At 37.4% G+C, this 19006-nt stretch carries 15 protein-coding genes; 5 read left to right on the top strand and 10 right to left on the bottom strand.

Annotated features, from left to right (window positions below; translation table 11 throughout):
- Position 1: 1 nt before the first annotated feature.
- The 4 genes from QQK09_RS12335 to trhP form a co-directional block, all read right to left on the bottom strand.
- Positions 2 to 1624: an ABC transporter substrate-binding protein gene (locus QQK09_RS12335; RefSeq protein ID WP_284204451.1), complete on the bottom strand. Its 1623-nt coding sequence runs from the start codon at positions 1622 to 1624 to the stop codon at positions 2 to 4.
- Positions 1625 to 1695: 71 nt separating this feature from the next.
- Positions 1696 to 3072, bottom strand: a complete 1377-nt coding sequence (locus QQK09_RS12330) for an MATE family efflux transporter (RefSeq protein ID WP_284204450.1) — start codon at positions 3070 to 3072, stop codon at positions 1696 to 1698.
- Between the two features lie 8 nt (positions 3073 to 3080).
- Positions 3081 to 3329 (bottom strand): YfhL family 4Fe-4S dicluster ferredoxin, encoded by a 249-nt coding sequence (locus tag QQK09_RS12325; protein ID WP_284204449.1) that lies wholly within the window; start codon positions 3327 to 3329, stop codon positions 3081 to 3083.
- Positions 3329 to 4672, bottom strand: coding sequence for a prephenate-dependent tRNA uridine(34) hydroxylase TrhP (trhP, locus tag QQK09_RS12320; RefSeq protein WP_284204815.1), 1344 nt, complete (start codon positions 4670 to 4672; stop codon positions 3329 to 3331). The genes QQK09_RS12325 and trhP overlap by 1 nt, the downstream gene beginning before the upstream one ends.
- A gap of 292 nt (positions 4673 to 4964) precedes the next feature.
- Between trhP and proQ the strand changes: the two genes are divergently transcribed.
- Together proQ and prc are read left to right on the top strand one after the other, a co-directional pair.
- Positions 4965 to 5600, top strand: coding sequence for an RNA chaperone ProQ (gene proQ / locus QQK09_RS12315; RefSeq protein WP_284204448.1), 636 nt, complete (start codon positions 4965 to 4967; stop codon positions 5598 to 5600).
- A 37-nt stretch (positions 5601 to 5637) separates the two neighbouring features.
- Positions 5638 to 7632: a carboxy terminal-processing peptidase gene (gene prc, locus QQK09_RS12310; RefSeq protein ID WP_284204447.1), complete on the top strand. Its 1995-nt coding sequence runs from the start codon at positions 5638 to 5640 to the stop codon at positions 7630 to 7632.
- A gap of 359 nt (positions 7633 to 7991) precedes the next feature.
- Here the strand turns inward: prc and QQK09_RS12305 are convergent, their stop codons facing one another.
- Entirely contained in the window at positions 7992 to 8723 is a 732-nt protein-coding gene (locus QQK09_RS12305) for a UDP-2,3-diacylglucosamine diphosphatase (RefSeq protein WP_284204446.1), read from the bottom strand.
- Complete coding sequence (locus QQK09_RS12300) at positions 8723 to 9217, bottom strand: peptidylprolyl isomerase (RefSeq protein WP_284204445.1); 495 nt, start codon at positions 9215 to 9217, stop codon at positions 8723 to 8725. The genes QQK09_RS12305 and QQK09_RS12300 overlap by 1 nt, the downstream gene beginning before the upstream one ends.
- Before the next feature lie 127 nt (positions 9218 to 9344).
- Here QQK09_RS12300 and cysS point away from each other — a divergent pair, with 127 nt between their 5' ends.
- Positions 9345 to 10733, top strand: coding sequence for a cysteine--tRNA ligase (gene cysS / locus QQK09_RS12295; protein WP_284204444.1), 1389 nt, complete (start codon positions 9345 to 9347; stop codon positions 10731 to 10733).
- 256 nt (positions 10734 to 10989) lie between these two features.
- Here cysS and rsmF read toward each other — a convergent pair whose 3' ends face one another.
- The 4 genes from rsmF to QQK09_RS12275 form a co-directional block, all read right to left on the bottom strand.
- Positions 10990 to 12447 carry a 16S rRNA (cytosine(1407)-C(5))-methyltransferase RsmF gene (rsmF, locus tag QQK09_RS12290; protein ID WP_284204443.1) on the bottom strand — a complete coding sequence of 486 codons (1458 nt, stop codon included), beginning with the start codon at positions 12445 to 12447 and terminating at the stop codon, positions 10990 to 10992.
- A gap of 87 nt (positions 12448 to 12534) precedes the next feature.
- Entirely contained in the window at positions 12535 to 15204 is a 2670-nt protein-coding gene (locus tag QQK09_RS12285) for a PqiB family protein (protein ID WP_284204442.1), read from the bottom strand.
- Between the two features lie 4 nt (positions 15205 to 15208).
- Positions 15209 to 15868: a paraquat-inducible protein A gene (locus QQK09_RS12280; RefSeq protein WP_284204441.1), complete on the bottom strand. Its 660-nt coding sequence runs from the start codon at positions 15866 to 15868 to the stop codon at positions 15209 to 15211.
- Positions 15865 to 16458, bottom strand: a complete 594-nt coding sequence (locus QQK09_RS12275; RefSeq protein WP_284204440.1) for a paraquat-inducible protein A — start codon at positions 16456 to 16458, stop codon at positions 15865 to 15867. The genes QQK09_RS12280 and QQK09_RS12275 overlap by 4 nt, the downstream gene beginning before the upstream one ends.
- 135 nt (positions 16459 to 16593) lie before the next feature.
- Here QQK09_RS12275 and QQK09_RS12270 point away from each other — a divergent pair, with 135 nt between their 5' ends.
- Complete coding sequence (locus QQK09_RS12270; RefSeq protein ID WP_284204439.1) at positions 16594 to 16863, top strand: YebG family protein; 270 nt, start codon at positions 16594 to 16596, stop codon at positions 16861 to 16863.
- Between the two features lie 225 nt (positions 16864 to 17088).
- Positions 17089 to 18996 carry a threonine--tRNA ligase gene (gene thrS, locus QQK09_RS12265; protein ID WP_284204438.1) on the top strand — a complete coding sequence of 636 codons (1908 nt, stop codon included), beginning with the start codon at positions 17089 to 17091 and terminating at the stop codon, positions 18994 to 18996.
- Positions 18997 to 19006 lie beyond the last annotated feature (10 nt).

Here is a 19006-nt window from a genome sequence, read left to right as displayed (position 1 = left end):
ATTATTTAATTTGTTCCTTAGTCAAAGGGGGAACTTTATTTACTGAATGAAGATCGATTCCGGTTAAAGGGTTCATCTGTAAACCAGAAATATTGTTATTAAACACGTCAAATCTCAACAGGTGAGCAATAGGAAGATAGATAAGTTGATCTTGTGTATATTCCTGAAGTTGATAATAGTTTTTTACTCGTTGCACGAAATTCGTTTCTAATAATGTATTATCGAGCAAAGCTTGTACTTTAGTATCGCACCATTGTCCTGTATTACCTTCTATTTGATTCGAACTACAGCTGAAAAGTGGTCTAAATAGATTATCAGGATCTTTTATATAAGGGCTAATGCCGGTTAAATAAAGATCGTACTCACCAGCCATAAGGGTAGCATTTAACTCTTCATTGCGTAATTGAATTATCTCAGTGTTGACGCCAATTGTGGCTAGGTTGGATTGAATTAACTCTGCTGTTTTATAAAAGTTGGGGTTGAAAATTGAACTCTTTATTGGTGCCACAATACGTAACGTTTGTGAAAAATCAAATTCACCATTCTGTAATTTCTCTCTACTGTGTTCCGGTGTGTAATAGACGAGTGGCGCGCGTGGATTATATGCCCATGAGTTACTTGGTAATAAATTATTTGCGGCAGTTGCATTTTCAAAATAAACGGCATCGAGTATTGTTTGACGATCAATTGCACTGCTCAGGGCGTGGCGAACATCGCTATTCTGCAATGATTTACTTTTCGTATTAAAGGCAATTAATGCAACATTTCCCGTTGGCTGGCTGCTTAACGAAAATAGTTCATTTTTACTTATTTGTTTTACCTGACTCGGAGCTGGGTTAGTGATGATATCGCATTCACCAGAAAGTAGTTTTGCATAACGTTTGGTACTGTTTGGTGTGACATCAAAGATCAATTGCTTGATATTTGATGGCTTTTCCCACGGCTTTGTATGTGCTTGGAAGCGAATAAGACGTTTCGTACTATTTTGTTTGAATTGATAAGGACCAGTACCAATGGGGAGGTAATCAATTTGTGCTTTATTGTCATTTTCCAATAAAAGTTGTGCATATTCCTTAGAATGAATTACAGCGTAATGAGCTGCAAGGTTAGCAAGTAATGTCGCATCTGACTTATTCAACATAAATCGAATCGTGTAATCATCGACCTTAACAATATCAGCAACTAAGTTGGAGAAAGGGTGGTTATATAAATAGGTCTCCGCCACAACGTTGGTTAAATGGAAAGGATGTTCTTTAGCGAGCATTCTATCAAAACTAAAAATAACATCTTCTGCATTTAATTGTCGGCTTGGCGTGAAATAATCATTGTGATGAAAGTTAACATCTCTACGTAGATAAAATGTATATTCAGTTTTTTTACTGTTCACTTCCCATCGAAGTGCAATATCACTCACAAAACGTTGGCTAATAGGGTCAATTTTTACCAAACGGTTATATAGCTGATGTGTGGTTGCATCGAGTGTTGCTACATCATGACTAATTTGTGGATTAAATGAGTGCGGTGCTTTATCACTACAATAAAGCAAAGTATCCGTGATTGTCGATTCTGTTTGATAGCAAGCGGATATAAACGCTAAGCTGAAATATATAGGTAAAAATCGCATTATAAAGTGAGTATTCCGTTTGTATGATTGTGTATTAGAACAAGTTTTGTTGAAAAAAATAATGAAGTTGATCAATTAGTTGAAGATTGATCTGCCTTTTCTAGTTTATTATCTGCTTTCTCGTTAGTTTCTATCATGTTCAGAATATGAAACATTAGCATTAGTGCAACAGCTGCAAATACAATGGTGCCTAATGCTTGACCATACAGAATACCTGGTGCGGAAAAATAAATCGCGCCAATGCTAACAAAAGGCACTGTGCCAAAACTTACCTTTCCTAAATTGAGCAGTGTTGCATATTTAGCGTAACCAAGATTGTTCAAAAATGCCATGCAGACCAAGGTAATACCTGTAAATATAAAAGTGATAGAAATATGTTGACAAAAAATACGGATAATTTGAGCCGTTTCATTTTGTGCATTAAAAATGTTGACGATAATTTCTTGCCCCAACGATAAAAATAATGAGATGACTAAACAATAAGTGGTCATAAATTTTATGCTTTCGGTGAGTATTTGACGTAAGCGTTTGAAATTATTTGCTCCATAATTTTGTCCTATGATTGGGGCTATTGCGCCAGAAACAGCAAACATTAATGCAAACGCAACGGGTATAAGGCGTCCTATAATTGCCCAACCTGCTATATATTCGGTGCCAAATTTTGCTACTTCATAAGTGACATAAAGGTTGCCTAATGGGGTTGCAATTTGTGTGAGTATTGCGGGAAATGCTACATTGATAATTATTTTTGTGTCCATTAGAAAGCCCGACAACGTTGGAAAGGCTATCAATTTGTATCTAAAAGCTACATAAAAAACGCTTAGTCCGAATGCGATGATGCGAGCTATTAGTGAAGCAATGGCTGCACCTTGTAGATCTAAACCTACTACAAATATAAATAAAGGGTCTAATAATGCATTTACAATCGCAGCAAGTAAGGTGACATACATAGCATGTTTAGCATGCCCAAAACAGCGTAGGCTTGCACTCATCTGCATAGATAATGCAAGAATAGGTAGTGACAGAATGATAATACGCAAATAGTTTGTTGCTTCGGTCAGCACTTCATTTTCAGCACCAAGATAGGATAATAATCGCGGTGCTAATAACCAGATAATAAATGTAATTAATACGCTAAAGAGCGTTGTGAAAAGGGATATGTGGCTTATGTATCGACGTCCAGCATAGTGTTGTTGTTGGCCAATATATTTCGATGTAATTGCACTATTTGCAATGGTTAATCCAATTCCGATAGCCGTGATAAAAAATAGAATTGCACTGGCATATCCGATTGCAGCTGTATAGGTCGTGTCGTGTAATAAACTGATGAAGTATATATCTGCCAAGTCCACCATAAAAATAGCGATTAAACCAACCGCATTGGTAGTGGACATGGAGATAACATGTTTAAGAATTGAACCTGATAAAAATTTAGCAGGCGTTTGCATCGCGAGTCTTAAGCATGAATAGTGGCAAATTTATCTATTAATTGCTGTTCAGTTTCTACATTATCTGGATCAACGATTATGCAGTTATTGATAGGGCATACAGCCTGACAAGTAGGTTTGTCATAGTGACCCACACATTCAGTACAAAGATTGGGATCAATTTCATATATTTCTGCACCAAAACTGATTGCTTCATTCGGGCATTCCGGATCGCACATATCACAGTTGATGCAGTTATCTTTAATTAATAATGCCATTATTTATGCGGATTACGTGTATCTGCACCATTGGTCAAGTTACGCATTAAGAGACCATGGCTTAAATCAATCTCTTTTGGTACTGGCATGTATAAAACATGACCAGAACCTGGCGCCACGTCGACTAATTCACCCTTGCGGTTTTGTAACTGTTCGAGTTTAAAGTTAATGTTGCCTTGCGGTGTCATCAGCTCAAGTGCATCACCCACTAAAAATTTATTTTTAACGGTTACTTCAGCCAGACCATTTTCATTACGGCCAGTCATTTCACCCACAAATTGCTGTGTATCGCTGATCGAGTAACCGTAATCGTAATTTTGGTATTTATCATGTGTATGACGGCTTAAGAAACCCTCTGTGTAACCACGGTGTGCAAGATTCTCAAGTGTTCCCATCAGCTTAGGATCAAAAGGGCGTCCAGCAATCGCATCATCCATCGCTTTACGATAAACCTGCGCGGTACGTGCACAATAGTAGAAACTCTTAGTACGACCTTCGATTTTAAATGAATTAACACCTATTTCTAATAGACGTTCAACATGTTGTATTGCACGTAAGTCTTTAGAGTTCATGATATAGGTGCCGTGCTCATCTTCAAACGCAGGCATATATTCATCTGGACGACCTTCTTCCTGTAATAGGAATATCTGATCTGTAGTTTGACCTGTTCCTAAAGTAGGTTCAGGCTTATGGATAGCTACGATGTCGCCTGTTTCATTCTCTTTTGCTTCATGTGCATCGTACTTCCAACGACATGAGTTAGTACAAGTACCTTGGTTAGGGTCACGCTTATTGATGTAACCAGACAATAAACAACGTCCAGAATACGCCATACACAGCGCACCATGTACAAATACTTCAATTTCGATGTCAGGACAGTGTTGGCGTATATCTTCAATCTCATCTAAAGAAAGCTCACGAGATAAGATGACACGTTTAATGCCTTGTGCTTCCCAGAATTTAACGCTTGCCCAGTTAACAGCATTTGCTTGAACACTTAAGTGAATAATCATTTCAGGAAACGCTTCACGTACCATCATGATAAGACCCGGATCAGACATGATTAATGCATCAGGCTTGAGATCCACAACAGGTTTCATATCACGGATAAATGTTTTTAGCTTAGAATTGTGTGGTTGGATATTGCACACAACAAAAAGTTGTTTTCCCTGTGCATGCGCTTCATCAATGCCGATTTTTAATTTTTCTAAATTAAATTCATTATTTCTTACGCGCAATGAGTAACGAGGCTGCCCGGCATAAACGGCATCTGCACCATAAGCAAATGCATAACGCATGTTTTTTAGGGTACCTGCAGGGGAAAGTAGTTCTGGTTTCATAATTTTCTCTTCTGAGTTCAAGTCAGGGCAATAATAATCTGTATTGCAAGGGCTCTTGTAGGTCGCAAAGTTTACGCTTTTTTACAACAAAGAGAAAGGGTTGTGATCGTTATCAACATGAAACAACTAACCTTTATGCTAAGAATTGTATATATTGAAAGCTTAACTAATTAAAAAATCAGGGAAAGTTAAATTAAGTTTCACATTTAGGCTGAGCATCACTATAATGTGGCAATATTTCGGTATTAAAAATTACTTTTCGCCAGCGTACTGGCATCAATCATTTAGGCGTTACATGGAAAACACAGAAAAATTTACAAATAACAAACAGATCATTGCTTTTTTAACTGAGCAATACCCTTTATGTTTCACTTTAGGTAGTGCTGAAGCAAAACCTTTAAAGATCGGTTTGTTTCAAGAGCTTGCAATTCGTTTGGCTGAAGAGCCACGTGTAAGCAAAACACAATTACGTGGCGCATTACGTCAATATACTTTGAGCTGGCGTTACCTGCATTGCGTAAAGCAAGCAATAAAGCGTGTTGACCTTGATGGTGTAGAAGGTGATGAAGTCTCTGAAGAGCATGCAGAACATGCTTTAAAAACATTAAAAGAAAGCAAAGATAAAGCGTTTGCTCACAAGAAAAAAGCTGCAGCCGCTAATAACAGTGAAGAAAAGCCAAAACGTGCTCCTAAAAAAGTAAACGTACCTGCTCGCAATAAAAAAGTTACGCCTAAGAAAGAAGTTGTTGAAGATTTAAGTAACTATAAAGAAGCAACACATTCTGAATTATCAATTAAACAAGATGTTAAAGTTTTATTGGGCAAATCACCAGTTTCTGGTGTCGTTGTAGAAATCATGAAAGATGATGTACAAGTTCAGTTAAACTCTGGCATGACTGTAAAAGTAAAAGCTAAACATTTAATCGTATAGCGATTACTTAACGTTTAATCATATAAAAGGTATTTTAATGAATAAATTTTTTCGCCACTCCCTTATTATTGTTAGTACGCTTTATGCTGGCGCTGTTTTTTCTGCATCCGCAACACTCGATGTCAAAGATATTCCGCAATTAGCGCAACAAGAACAACATGCAAAAGTGGTGAAAAGAGTGAGCGACCTATATAGTCGCTCACATTATAAATTTACTCCCCTTGATGATGGATTATCAAAAAAGATATTTGAACGTTATATCGAACAGTTAGATTTTAATAAACAAATCTTTTTACAAAGCGATATTGATAAACTTAGTGTTTATCAGTTCGCTTTAGACGATAGTTTAAAAACGGGTCGAGTTCAGCCTGCTTATGATATCTTTCAATTAAATTTAACTCGTCGTTATGAACGTTATGCTTATGCTATTTCTTTATTAGAGACCGAAATTAAATTTGATGTCGATGAAAGCTATCAATTTGATCGCAGTGACGCTGAGTGGGCCAACACATCCTCAGAGCTAGATAAAATTTGGCAGCAGAAAGTGAAATCTGATGCTTTATCGCTAAAATTAACGGGTAAAGCGTGGCCTGATATTCAAGAACGTTTAACAAAACGTTATAACAGTGCAATTAAACAGTTAACACAAACTGAAAGTGAAGATGTTTTTCAATCATTCATGAACGCTTATTCACATACTATTGAACCCCATACTAGCTACTTATCACCACGCAATGCTAAACGTTTCAAGATGGAGATGAATCTATCCTTAGAAGGCATTGGAGCAGTGTTACAGCTTGAAGATGACTATACTGTTGTACGAAGCCTTGTACCCGGCGGCCCGGCTGAACGTTCAAAACAGATTTCGAAAGACGATAAAATCATCGGTGTTGGTCAAGATGGTGAAAAAATTGTCGATATTATCGGATGGCGTTTAGATGATATCGTTGACCTTATTAAAGGGCCGAAAGGCACTACCGTTCAGTTACAAATCCAATCGGGTAAAGCGGGTGATGAAAATCGTATTATTCAAATTGTAAGAGAGAAAATACACCTTGAAGATAGGGAAGCAAAATCCTCTGTTGAAGAGATTGACGGTAAAAAAATTGGTGTTATTACGATCCCAAGCTTTTATGTAAATCTCAGTACTGATATTGATCAAGAGCTTACCAAGCTAAAAAAACAAAATGTTGAAGGGGTTATTATTGACCTGCGTAATAATGGTGGCGGTTCACTTTCTGAAGCGACATTATCAACGGGTTTATTTATTGGTGAAGGCCCTGTTGTACAAGTACGTGATAGTCGTAATAAAATTGAAGTTCAATCTGATGTTAATAAAAACGTTAGTTACGATGGTCCGTTAACCGTGCTTGTTAATCGCTATAGTGCTTCCGCATCGGAAATATTTGCAGCTGCTCTACAAGATTATGGGCGTGCGATTATTATTGGTGAACAAACATTTGGTAAAGGTACCGTGCAACAGCATCGTCGTATTTCTCGTTTTTATGATGAAGATGCAGATGTTATTGGATCTGTTCAATATACGATTGCAAAATTCTACCGAATTGATGGTGGTAGTACCCAACATAAAGGTGTTATTCCAGACATTCTTTTCCCTACCGCTATCGAGCATGAAGAGACGGGTGAAAGTTTAGAAAAAAATGCATTGCCATGGGATAATATTAAATCTGCGCAATACAAACAATTTACTGATCTCAACGATGATGTTATTAAACTCACTAAATCGCATCAACAGCGGATAAAAAGTGAAGTCGAATTCACTTATCTTGATGCTGATATCAAAGAGTATCAACAAGAAAAAGATGAAACATCGATTACATTAGTTGAAAGTGAACGTATTAAGCAACGCAAAGAGAAAGAAGCAAAGGCTTTAGTACGCAGTAATGAACGTTTAAAACGTGCAGGATTACCTGAAGTTGAATCGATTGATGATCTACCAGATGATTTTGAACCGATTGATGCTTTCTTGTTAGAAGCTGCTGCAATTACATTAGATTATTCAAAAATGTAATATTAACTTAGCTTTAAAAAAACCGACTCTTAGTCGGTTTTTTTATGGCTGAAAAATAGAATTAAAGGTCAGTTTTAACGCGAGAATTGCCTGAAGTTGGAGCCTGTAAATGTGGTGAATCTTCGATTACGTGATTAGCGTGAACACCAACCCTCACTCTTTACCTCATTGGTTGCACCTTTAGACCGACAAGCAATACCCAAATAGACCGAGTGGTAACTACAATACTTGCTTTGTAGGTCGTGGCTTTAGACCGACAATTGTCCGAAAGGGGGATTTAATCTGCGATGCGCAGGAATGGTAGGGGGGAAGGTTTTGATTTTACTAATAACTAACAGCTAAAAACTATTAACTGTCACTCACTCAACCTTCTCTATATGTAATTCAACACTCTCTTTAGTTACTTCAAGGTAACTAAATTTATGATACCAATCGCCGACATCAATACGTTGATGTGAGTGACCGTTAATATCAAATTGATGTTTTGCAACTTGGTGTGTATGGCCGTGAATGAGGGTAGTGCAATTGTGTTTTACTAATAGTCGTTCAACTTCACTCTGTGTCACGCCCATCATATTGTTGTTCTTATGAACTTTCTTAGATTGGCTTGCCGTTCTAATTTTCCAACCAATTTTTTTACGAAAGTGTAATGGTAAAAGGTTAAAAATAAATTGCAGAACAGGGTTATGAATTACCTTACGCATCTTTTGGTAGTTCTTATCCGCTAAACATAGCGTATCACCATGCATTAACAGCGTACTCGTTCCGTATAGGTCAAGTTCATAATGCTCAGGTAAAAGTTGCATGGAAGATTGTTTTGCATATCTTTTGCCAATCATAAAATCACGGTTTCCGTGAATATAATAAATTGGCACACCATTAATTGATGAATACTGAGATAATTGTTCAGCGACTTCATCCATTAATGGCGTATGCTCATCATCGCCGATCCAAACTTCAAACAAGTCGCCTAAAATATACAATGCATCGATATCTGTTTTATTTTTTTCTAAAAAAGTATATAACGCCTGCGTGATTTTAGGGTGTTGTTCGCTTAGGTGTAGGTCAGCAATAAAGAGCGTTTTCATCATTAAGCAACTGTTACGCTGTTAATAACAACATCTTCAAGTGGCACATCTTGGTGTACAAAACCAAAGTTACCTGTAGCAACATCTTTAATCTTATCAACGATAAGGAAACCATCAACAACTTCAGCAAACACACAGTAACCCCAACCATCAGATGTTTCTGATTTAAAGTCTAAGAATTTATTGTCGTTAACGTTAATGAAGAATTGCGCAGATGCTGAATGCGGTTCCATCGTACGTGCCATTGCTATTGAGTATTTCTTATTAGAAAGACCATTGTTTGCTTCATTTTTTACTGGCTTGTTAGTCTCTTTCTCTTCCATACCTGGAGCGAAACCACCACCTTGAACCATGAAACCATCAATAACACGATGGAAGATAGTATTATCGTAATGACCTGATTCAGCGTATTTAATAAAGTTAGCAGCCGTTTTTGGTGCTTTCTCATGGTTTAACTCAATCTTAATATCGCCGAAGTTTGTGTGTAAAGTAATCATAATCAGATCCTGTCTATAATAAAAAACGTTATCATACCCGATCTACTTAATTCAATAAATACAAAGGGTGAATTTGTTACTCGAGCAGGTTAGAATACCCTTTTTATTTCGCATAGATGGAAAACAGATGTTAAAGATTTACAACACACTAACTAGACAAAAAGAACAATTTAAACCCCTTATCGCTGGCAAAGTCGGCATGTACGTGTGTGGTGTTACTATCTATGATTATTGCCATATTGGCCATGGACGTACTTTTGTTGCTTTCGACACTGTTGCGCGTTACTTACGTTTTAGCGGATACGACCTTACTTTTATTCGTAACATTACTGATGTTGACGATAAAATTATCAAGCGAGCTAATGAGAACGGTGAGACCTGTGATCAGTTAACAAGTCGTTTTACTGATGCGATGCATAAAGATTTTGATGCTTTAAATATGCTGCGTCCTGATTTAGAGCCTCGTGTTACCGAACATATGCCTGAAGTTATTGAGATGATTGAAAAACTGATCAGCAAAAATCATGCTTATGTAGCCAGCAATGGTGATGTACTTTTCTCTGTAGAAAGCTTTAAAGAATACGGCCAATTAAGTGGGCAAAATCTAGAGATGCTTCAAGCGGGCTCTCGTGTTGATGAAGAAGAAAAACAAAGCAAGAATAATCCGATGGATTTTGTGTTGTGGAAAATGGCTAAAGTTGATGAACCATATTGGGTATCTCCTTGGGGCAACGGTCGTCCAGGTTGGCATATTGAATGTTCAGCAATGAACAATAAACATTTAGGTGAAGTATTTGATATTCATGGCGGTGGTTCTGATCTTTCATTCCCACATCATGAAAATGAGATTGCGCAATCTTGTTGTGCACACCATGGTGAATACGTAAATACTTGGATGCACTCAGGTATGGTACAAGTTGATAAAGTGAAAATGTCTAAATCGTTAAATAACTTCTTTACTATTAAAGATGTATTAGACGTTTATGATAGCGAATCAGTACGTTACTTCTTGATCTCTGGTCACTACCGTAGCCAGTTAAACTACTCAGAAGATAATTTAAAGCAAGCTCGTGCAAGTTTAGAACGTTTATACACTGCAATTCGAGACGTTGAATTGATTGGCAATGAGCTTGATAAAAATAGCCCGTTCTATGAAAAATTCTGTGCGGCAATGGATGATGACTTTAATACACCAGAAGCATTAGCGGTATTGTTTGATCTAACGAAAGAGCTAAACCGTGTTAAAGCAACAGACAAGCAACAAGCCGCAGAGTTAGCGCAGTTATTGGTGTCATTAGCGAACGTATTAGGTTTGTTATACCAAGATGCTGATCAATTCATGCAAGGTGATGAATCTGATGATGAAGTTGCGATGATTGAAGCGTTAATCAAGCAGCGTAATGATGCGCGTGCAAATAAAGATTGGCCAAGTGCGGATGATGCTCGTGATAAATTAGCTGCGCTAAAGATTGTTTTAGAGGATGGTGCAAACGGTACAACGTGGCGTAAGCAGTAAATTTAATCAGTTATAAAAATTCACTATCGCATCTGTTTTTGAGGTGCAATAGTGAGTTTATTTAATAGAGCCCACTAACAATATATTACTGAAACAGTACGATTATATTCTGCTGAAACCATCCCCATAACCCTAATGAATGATGATCAAATAAGTTTATGTTTAGGGAAGACTTCATCAAATAGAGTGTGAGCATCAACTCCAATAACATCAGCACAGTTAACCAAGTAAATAAAATAAGCGCAGATAATTTCATTTACTTATCAAACAAGTTTTTATCGCGAATTAATTCTCTTGGTAAATTGTTTTTAAAGCGATTATTTAAGGCTTTACCCATACCGATAATCTGACCACGGTAACTTGCTAACGCTTCACCTGATACCCCTTTTGTTTCTACACCACGAACATCAACACCTTGATAATAAGTTTTAGCTTGTAGTGAATCTAATTCAACAATGTTTTTAGTGGCTTGATTTGCAAAAGCAATAATAAATTCGTGTTGAGTTTTAAATCCTGTTTTACGAACATTGCCAAATTCTTCTGCAATTTTTATACCCAATCGAGAAAAACGCATCTTATTAATAATTGGTTTAATATTGTCTGGGAATAACCAAAACTCTTTATCACGTAGATATAACATGCCATCTATGTCAGTGATGCCAAATTGTGTTTCGAAGTAACTATAAAGTTCTGCTTCTTTTTGGCGGGTAGGGCGGATGAAAGGGAATTTGCCCAATCTTTTTTTAGCGCGTTCTGGGTTGCTCTTTTCTGTTTTACGTAGTGCGGCAACAAAGAAACCTTCACTGTCGTAAACCTGAGGCCAAATATGTAAAAAACCTTCTTCAGTAACGGTTTTATCTGCACCTTCAAAAAGTGAATCAAGGTTTAAGAATTCGATACTGTCAGGATATGCTTGTTGTAATGAATGGCATACCTGTTGGTTTTCTTCCAGACTAAGCGTGCAGGTTGAGTAGATGAGTACGCCATCTTTTTTTAGTGCATGAAAAGCACTCTCGATTAACCCTTGCTGCATAGTAGCGATATCATCAATTGCAGCTTGATTCCAATTTTTCATCGCAAGTTTATCTTTGCGGATTGTACCTTCACCAGAGCAGGGCGCGTCTAATAAAATGGCATCAAAGGTATCGGGTAACCAATTACCAAATATCTTCGCATCAAAATGTGTCAGTGCTACATTTTTAATACCACAGCGTTGGATATTTGCGTGTAGCATTTTAATACGGCTAGCGGAAAATTCATTGGCCACAATCAGCCCTTTGTTGTCCATTTTAGCGGCTATTTGTGTGGTTTTAGAGCCCGGTGCAGCCGCGGCATCTAACAATGATTTGTCACTACCAGCTTCAAAAAAATGAAACAATGCTGCAACTGGCATCATTGAACTTGCTTCTTGGATATAACACAGTCCCGCTAAATGCTCAAAACTGTTGCCTAGTGGTGTTAATTCTTCTTCAATAAAAATCCAAAATCCTTCTGCACACCAAGGAATAGGGGTTAATTGCCATTTATGCTCTATGGCACGACGCTTAAAATCATCGACAGATATCTTTAAGGTATTAACACGTATTGCGCGTCGTAAAGGTTGGTGGCAGCTATCTACAAAATCTTGTAAAGAGAGTTGCTCTGGGAGAATGCTTGCCATTTTATCGATAAAAGCTTGTGGCAGTAGTTTGTTATTTTCTACTTGGTTAGTCACGGTTAATCCTTACAAAAACGCACACTAAGCTAGCCATGAGACGTCATGGTAGCAGTGTGCGTAATATATCATGACTAATGGTTTAACTTAAGGTTTTGGAATCGCTAATTTCCAGGTTAACCATTTTTCATTAAACTCTTTTTTAAGTTCAAAACGTGTAAATGCATTGGCAGCCGGTTTGAGTCCCACCGAATCATCCGTACTCATATTGATTCCGCCTTTAATCAATGAAGCAAGTGACGTGGATTTTAAGCTTGCGCCAGTAATGCCAATATTTAAATTAAAACCAGAAGCTGGCCAGAAGATAGAATTATCACGAATAAGATGTGAATATTGTGGATAGACATTAAGGGTTATTTCAACACCTGACGCATCCTCTGTTAACTGTTTATCAATCACTTCACCAATCTGAATTTGTCGATAATATAAGGGACTACCAATATCTGTCGACCCACCGTTATCCGTTAATAGCGCGATCGGTAGACCCACATTTTTATTAGCCAATACGGGAGCACTACCTTCCCCTTTAAAGCTTGTTGCTAACTTTCCTTTACCTGGTAATACATTCAGGTAAACCCCAGAAACTAAAGTTGATAGATTTTTTGCGCCAGCTAGTGAAATGTCACTACGAATTATCCAGAATCGAGTACCTTGTCGTGTCACCTTATTCACAAACGCCGGATCAATATCAATGATCGCTTCAACTCGGTTATTACTGTTTAAAACGAGCTCGTTTATTTCGCCAACAACTAAACCTTTAAGACGTAACTTAGTACCAACTTGTAACTCATAACCTTCGTTGAAGGTGATGGTAATTTTTTTCGTCGGTTGTGTAGCTGCTTGGTAGCTTGTAAATAATTTGTAGGCACCATTTTTGAATTTCGTATTGATACCTTTTGGAGCTATATCAACGGCAATACCACCAGTTGCAATCGCCAATAGAGAATCTGCTTCAATATTCACACCAGAAAGGCCTGCGTTGACTTTAAAACCACTGATATTCCAAAATACACTTTGCTTCTGGATAAGGTGTTTATATTGACCTTGAATCGCCAGTTTGGTGCGCATTAAGCCTGAATCATCTATTTCAAAACCACTCACTTCACCGATCGGAAATTTCTGATAATAGACCGGAGAGCCTTCGCTGACGGAAGGCAGTTTCTCGCTCAGTAGTGATATATGCATTGGTTTACTAAATACATTTTTTCCTAGTTTTGCCATCGACTTCGAGGGATATAACCTAAAACGTATGTTGTCATTCAAGGCAACGGGTGTCGCTGTTTTCTTAACAGGAAATTTATTATGTAAACCAATTCCACCAGATATTAGATTCTGTAAAGGCGATGATTGTACTTCTACCCCCTTTAATGATGCTTTTACGTTGATACCACTGAGAAGATAAAACTGACTACTACTATTTATTAAATATTGGTACTGATGATCTATTTCTATTATCGCTTCTATAAATTGTCCATTTTTAGAGAAATCAAGTTCTGCTATTTGACCAATTTGTAAACCTTGATAAGAGATTGGATTACCTACGCTGAGGCCAGAGGCATCATCTGCTAATAAAAGCAGAGATAATACTGGTGCGATAGGCGCTTTTGATTGGCGCACAATAAAGCTGCTTTGCGGTGAACGTGATTCTGTGGACTTTGCTGCTGGTGAGAAGCCAATAAAGTCGCCGGTTATAATATTGCCGAGGTTTTCAATTTTAGCAAAAGAAAGGGCTGTTTTCTCTAGCCAAAATTGTGCACCATCGGTCATCATATCGCTAAACTGTGGGTTGATCGAAGCCGTTGCAATGAACTTTTGTTGTTCGGGAGAATAACTAATATCAGTAATGCGACCAATACCATGGCCTTTAAAAATAATACCTGCCCCCTTCGGAAGGTTGGTGATGTTGTTTAAACTTAGCTCAACAGTAATGCCTGCATTACTAGCATCAATATTATCGTAAAGGGTAAAAGATTTATTATCTATTAATGTTTTACTATCATGGGGGGAATTGAATGTAATACCACCTGCTATCAAAGAGGTAAGGCTATCCAGTTGAAAATCGACCCCTGCCGTGGATACGTTGGCTCTTAAACCACTAATATTCCAAAACTTACTATCTTGCTTTATTAGGTGGCTATATTTCTTATTAATGAACGCTTTAATATTAACGAATTGATCACTCTTATCTAAACGTACTCTAACGACTTCACCGACTTCTATATTTTTATAAAAAAGAGGTGTCCCAACACGGATAGAACCGGCATTTTCACTCTGTAAATTAACCAACAGGGAGTTATCTGGTATGGTAATTGGTTGTTCAGTCACTGCACTGAAATTTGTCGCATCATCACCATCACCAGGGTGTAGGTTGATATAACTACCAGAAAAAAGGGTGTCTAAACCAGTGATCGAAGTAAGTGAAGCTTTCGGCGACACTAACCAAAATTGTGTTTTTTCACGTAACATAAATTTTGCATGAGACTCGACTTCAGCAATGATATTAACACCACTGCTGGTGTCTAATTCAATCTTCTTTACCGTGCCTACAATGACACCTTTATAACGAATCCGTGTTTTATCGACGATGATACTATCTGCATTTTCGAAATGAATTTTTATGACCGTATTGGCGTGGGTTATATTTTGGAATAAGATCCAAAGTCCAAGTAGTGCTGCAACAATAGGCAAAAACCAAATAGGAGAAATTAAGCTTTTCTTGGCAATGGTTGCTTGATTTTGAGTTTGATCATCAGTCATTATATTATCGTTCCTGAATATTATTATTCTGTGTATCAGTGAGAGTTTGTGCATCCCATATTAAACGGGTATCGAAACTGTGAGCTGCAAATAGAGTTGTTATTACTACGATGGTGAATGAGGTAGCTGCAATACCAGGGTAAACAGACAGTAGGTTCCCTTTATCAAATACCGCGACCATGATGGAAATAACAAATAGATCTAGAATAGACCATCGCCCAATCCAATCGACAAAGGTGAAAATTAATAATTGTTTCGTTGCTGATAAGCGCCAGCGTAATTGTACTGCAAGCAGAATAAAAATGAGTGCAAAGATTTTTAAAATGGGCACCAATATTGAGGCAACAAATACAATAATTGCAATACCTATCATATCGCTATCCACGAGAGATATGATGCCACTAAATATGGTGTCCGGGTATAGTATATTGTTCTTCAATAGATAAGTGATTGGATAAACATTAGCCGGAATGATAAATATAATGGCTGTAATTAATAGTGCCCATGTTTTTTGAAGACTATTTTTTTTGCGCAGGTAGATTTGATTATCACAAATAGGACAAAGTGAAATATGCGTTTGATGCTCACTGTAATTTCCACAAGTAGAACAAACATGTAAGCCTTGTTTTTTTCCTGATACCCCTGGAATAGCCACTTTTTTCATAGGTTATTATACTTTTCCCAGTATTGATGATTACTGTAGTTACTGATGATCATCATATTTAATAGCAGTAGGGCGATAAAGAAATAGAAGCCAAAGCCTATATAAAGGTCTGCATAATTCATTAACTTAAACATCGCGACCATCAGGCTAACCATGTACACCTCTAGCATAGACCAGTGTATCAAGTGCCGTGTTATCTTAAATATTTTGGGTAAAAACGAAGGTTTATACTGGAAAGTTAAACAAGCACTACTAATGGCGATACTGATAATGAGCATTGTTGGGGCAATGACCGCACAAAATAGCACCACAAAAGAGACAATCGGGGCGATGTCGATCATCATTAATGCACCCTGTATTAAGTTGGTATCTTCAGTAATACTTAATAGATGCAATGAGATTAATGGTTGGTTAAATGCAGGAACACTGATGATAAGTGCCGATAAGCATAACGCTAACATAGCAGAAGGATGGCAGGCACTATTATTATAGATCACGCGTTCGCAGCGTATACATTTAGCTGTGTGTCCAGTTTTTATATCTGGGATCTCTGATGTCATGTCACAGTGTCGGCAGATGATTGTTTTCATTCGGTAAAGTTCTGCAAATTGGCTACTTATAATTATCCTTAATAGGTCTTCATTATACTAACAAACGTTGCTTTTTACACAAAAAACATTTACTGTATATAAAAACATGATTAACCAGATATAGAAGAGGCTACCGTGGCAGTCATCATTAAATATATAGTAGAACGAAAGGGTGTTGAGAAAATGACCTTTACCAGTAAAAAAGAAGCAGATGCGTACGATAAAATGTTGGATAGTGCGGATCAACTCGCTGAATTTTTAAGTGAAAGCTCAGTAACGTTAGATGATCAACAACTCGAAGAGCTCGGTCTCTACTTAGCGAGTAATAAAGATATTGTGCAAGGTTTGTTTAAAGGTAATGACTTTGCTGAATTAAAAGAGCAAGCGACAGATCAATCAGAGTAGTTCTCCTGCCCTATTAAGGTCCATTAAACACATTATAAATGCTTATATATATGTGCCTTTATAATGGACCTTTATTCTCAGTGACAAATTAATTTATATCCAGTATTTAATTAGACTTTAAAAGTGAACTTGATTGCTTTAAAATGCGCTCCCTGTTTATGGATTAATTAATAACTATATACAAATGCTTCTTGGTTTGAAGCATCACTGTGAGGATAAAATAAGATGCCAATTATTACACTTCCCGACGGTAATCAACGTCAATTCGAAAATACAACTTCTATCATGGAAATTGCTGCCGATATCGGTCCTGGTCTTGCGAAAGCATGTATTGCAGGTCGTGTGGATGGAAAACTTGTCGACGCTTGTGACCCGATTGAAAATGATGCAACTATCTCAATCATCACTTTAAAAGATGATGAAGGTTTAGAAATATTACGTCACTCATGTGCGCATCTATTAGGTCATGCTGTAAAGCAGCTTTATCCTCAAGCTAAAATGGCGATTGGTCCAACCATTGATAACGGATTCTATTACGATATCGATGTTGATGTGACGATCAATGACGAAGAATTAGCTAAAATTGAAAAACTGATGAATAAATTAGTGAAAACTAATTATTCTGTTATCAAAAAGAAAGTTTCCGTTGAAGAAGCGATTGCGGTATTCAAAGAACGCGATGAACCATATAAATTAGAAATCTTGGAAGGCATCGATAAAGACGATCGTCCTGGTTTATACCACCACGAAGAATATATTGATATGTGTCGTGGACCCCATGTTCCAATGATGAAGTTCAGCCAATACTTTAAATTAATGAAAGTAGCAGGTGCATACTGGCGTGGTGATTCTGATAACAAAATGTTACAGCGTATTTACGGCACAGCATGGGCTGATAAAAAACAACTTAAAGCTTATTTAAAGCGCTTAGAAGAAGCATCAAAACGTGATCATCGTAAAATTGGTAAGCAGTTAGATCTTTACCACATGCAAGAAGAAGCACCGGGTATGGTTTTCTGGCATGCAAACGGTTGGACTATCTACCGCGAGCTTGAAAACTACATTCGTGAACAAACTGTTGCTTATGACTACCAAGAAGTTAAAGCGCCACAGATTTTAGATCGCTCATTATGGGAGAAATCGGGTCATTGGGATAAATACAAAGACGGCATGTTCTGTACTTGTAGTGAAAACCGTGATTACGCAATTAAACCGATGAACTGTCCAGGTCATGTACAGATCTTCAATCAAGGTCTAAAATCATACCGTGATCTTCCATTACGTTTGTCTGAGTTTGGCTCATGCCATCGTAACGAACCATCGGGCTCTTTACATGGTTTAATGCGTGTACGTGGTTTTACTCAAGATGATGCACATATCTTCTGTACAGAAGAGCAGATCCTTGCTGAAGTATCTTCATGTATTAACATGGTCTTCGAATGTTATAAAACCTTTGGTTTTGAAGATATCGTGGTTAAATTATCAACACGTCCAGAAAAACGTGTCGGTGATGATGCAACTTGGGACAAGTCAGAAGCAGCACTTGCTAACGCTTTAGATGAAAACGATATCAAATTTGAGTATTTACCAGGTGAAGGTGCCTTTTATGGACCTAAAATTGAATTTACTTTGTATGATTGTCTAGGTCGTGCGTGGCAATGTGGTACAATACAACTCGACTTCTCAATGCCAGGTCGTTTAGACGCAACTTATGTTGCTGAAGATAATTCACGCCAAACACCGGTTATGATTCATCGTGCTATTCTTGGTTCGTTAGAGCGTTTTATCGGTATTTTAACTGAAGAGTACGCAGGCATTTATCCTACATGGTTATCACCACAACAGGTTGTTGTGATGAATATAACTGATAAACAGTCGGATTTTGTTGAAGAAGTTGTAAAAAAATTGAAAAAATCTGGAATTAGAGTCATTTCGGACTTGAGAAATGAGAAGATAGGCTTTAAAATCCGCGAGCATACATTAAAACGTGTTCCTTACTTACTTGTCGTTGGTGATAAAGAAGTAGAAGCAAATGAAGTTGCTGTTAGAACACGTAAGGGTGATGATCTTGGTAAATTCAACGTCGATGACTTTGTAAGCCAAATTAAAGAAGAGATCGTTACACGTAAATAACTACTTATAG

It is taken from the genome of Psychromonas marina, assembly GCF_030161115.1.
In the GTDB taxonomy this organism is placed as follows: Bacteria; Pseudomonadota; Gammaproteobacteria; order Enterobacterales; family Psychromonadaceae; genus Psychromonas; species Psychromonas marina.
This window is presented reverse-complemented; position numbering and strand designations above follow the sequence as displayed.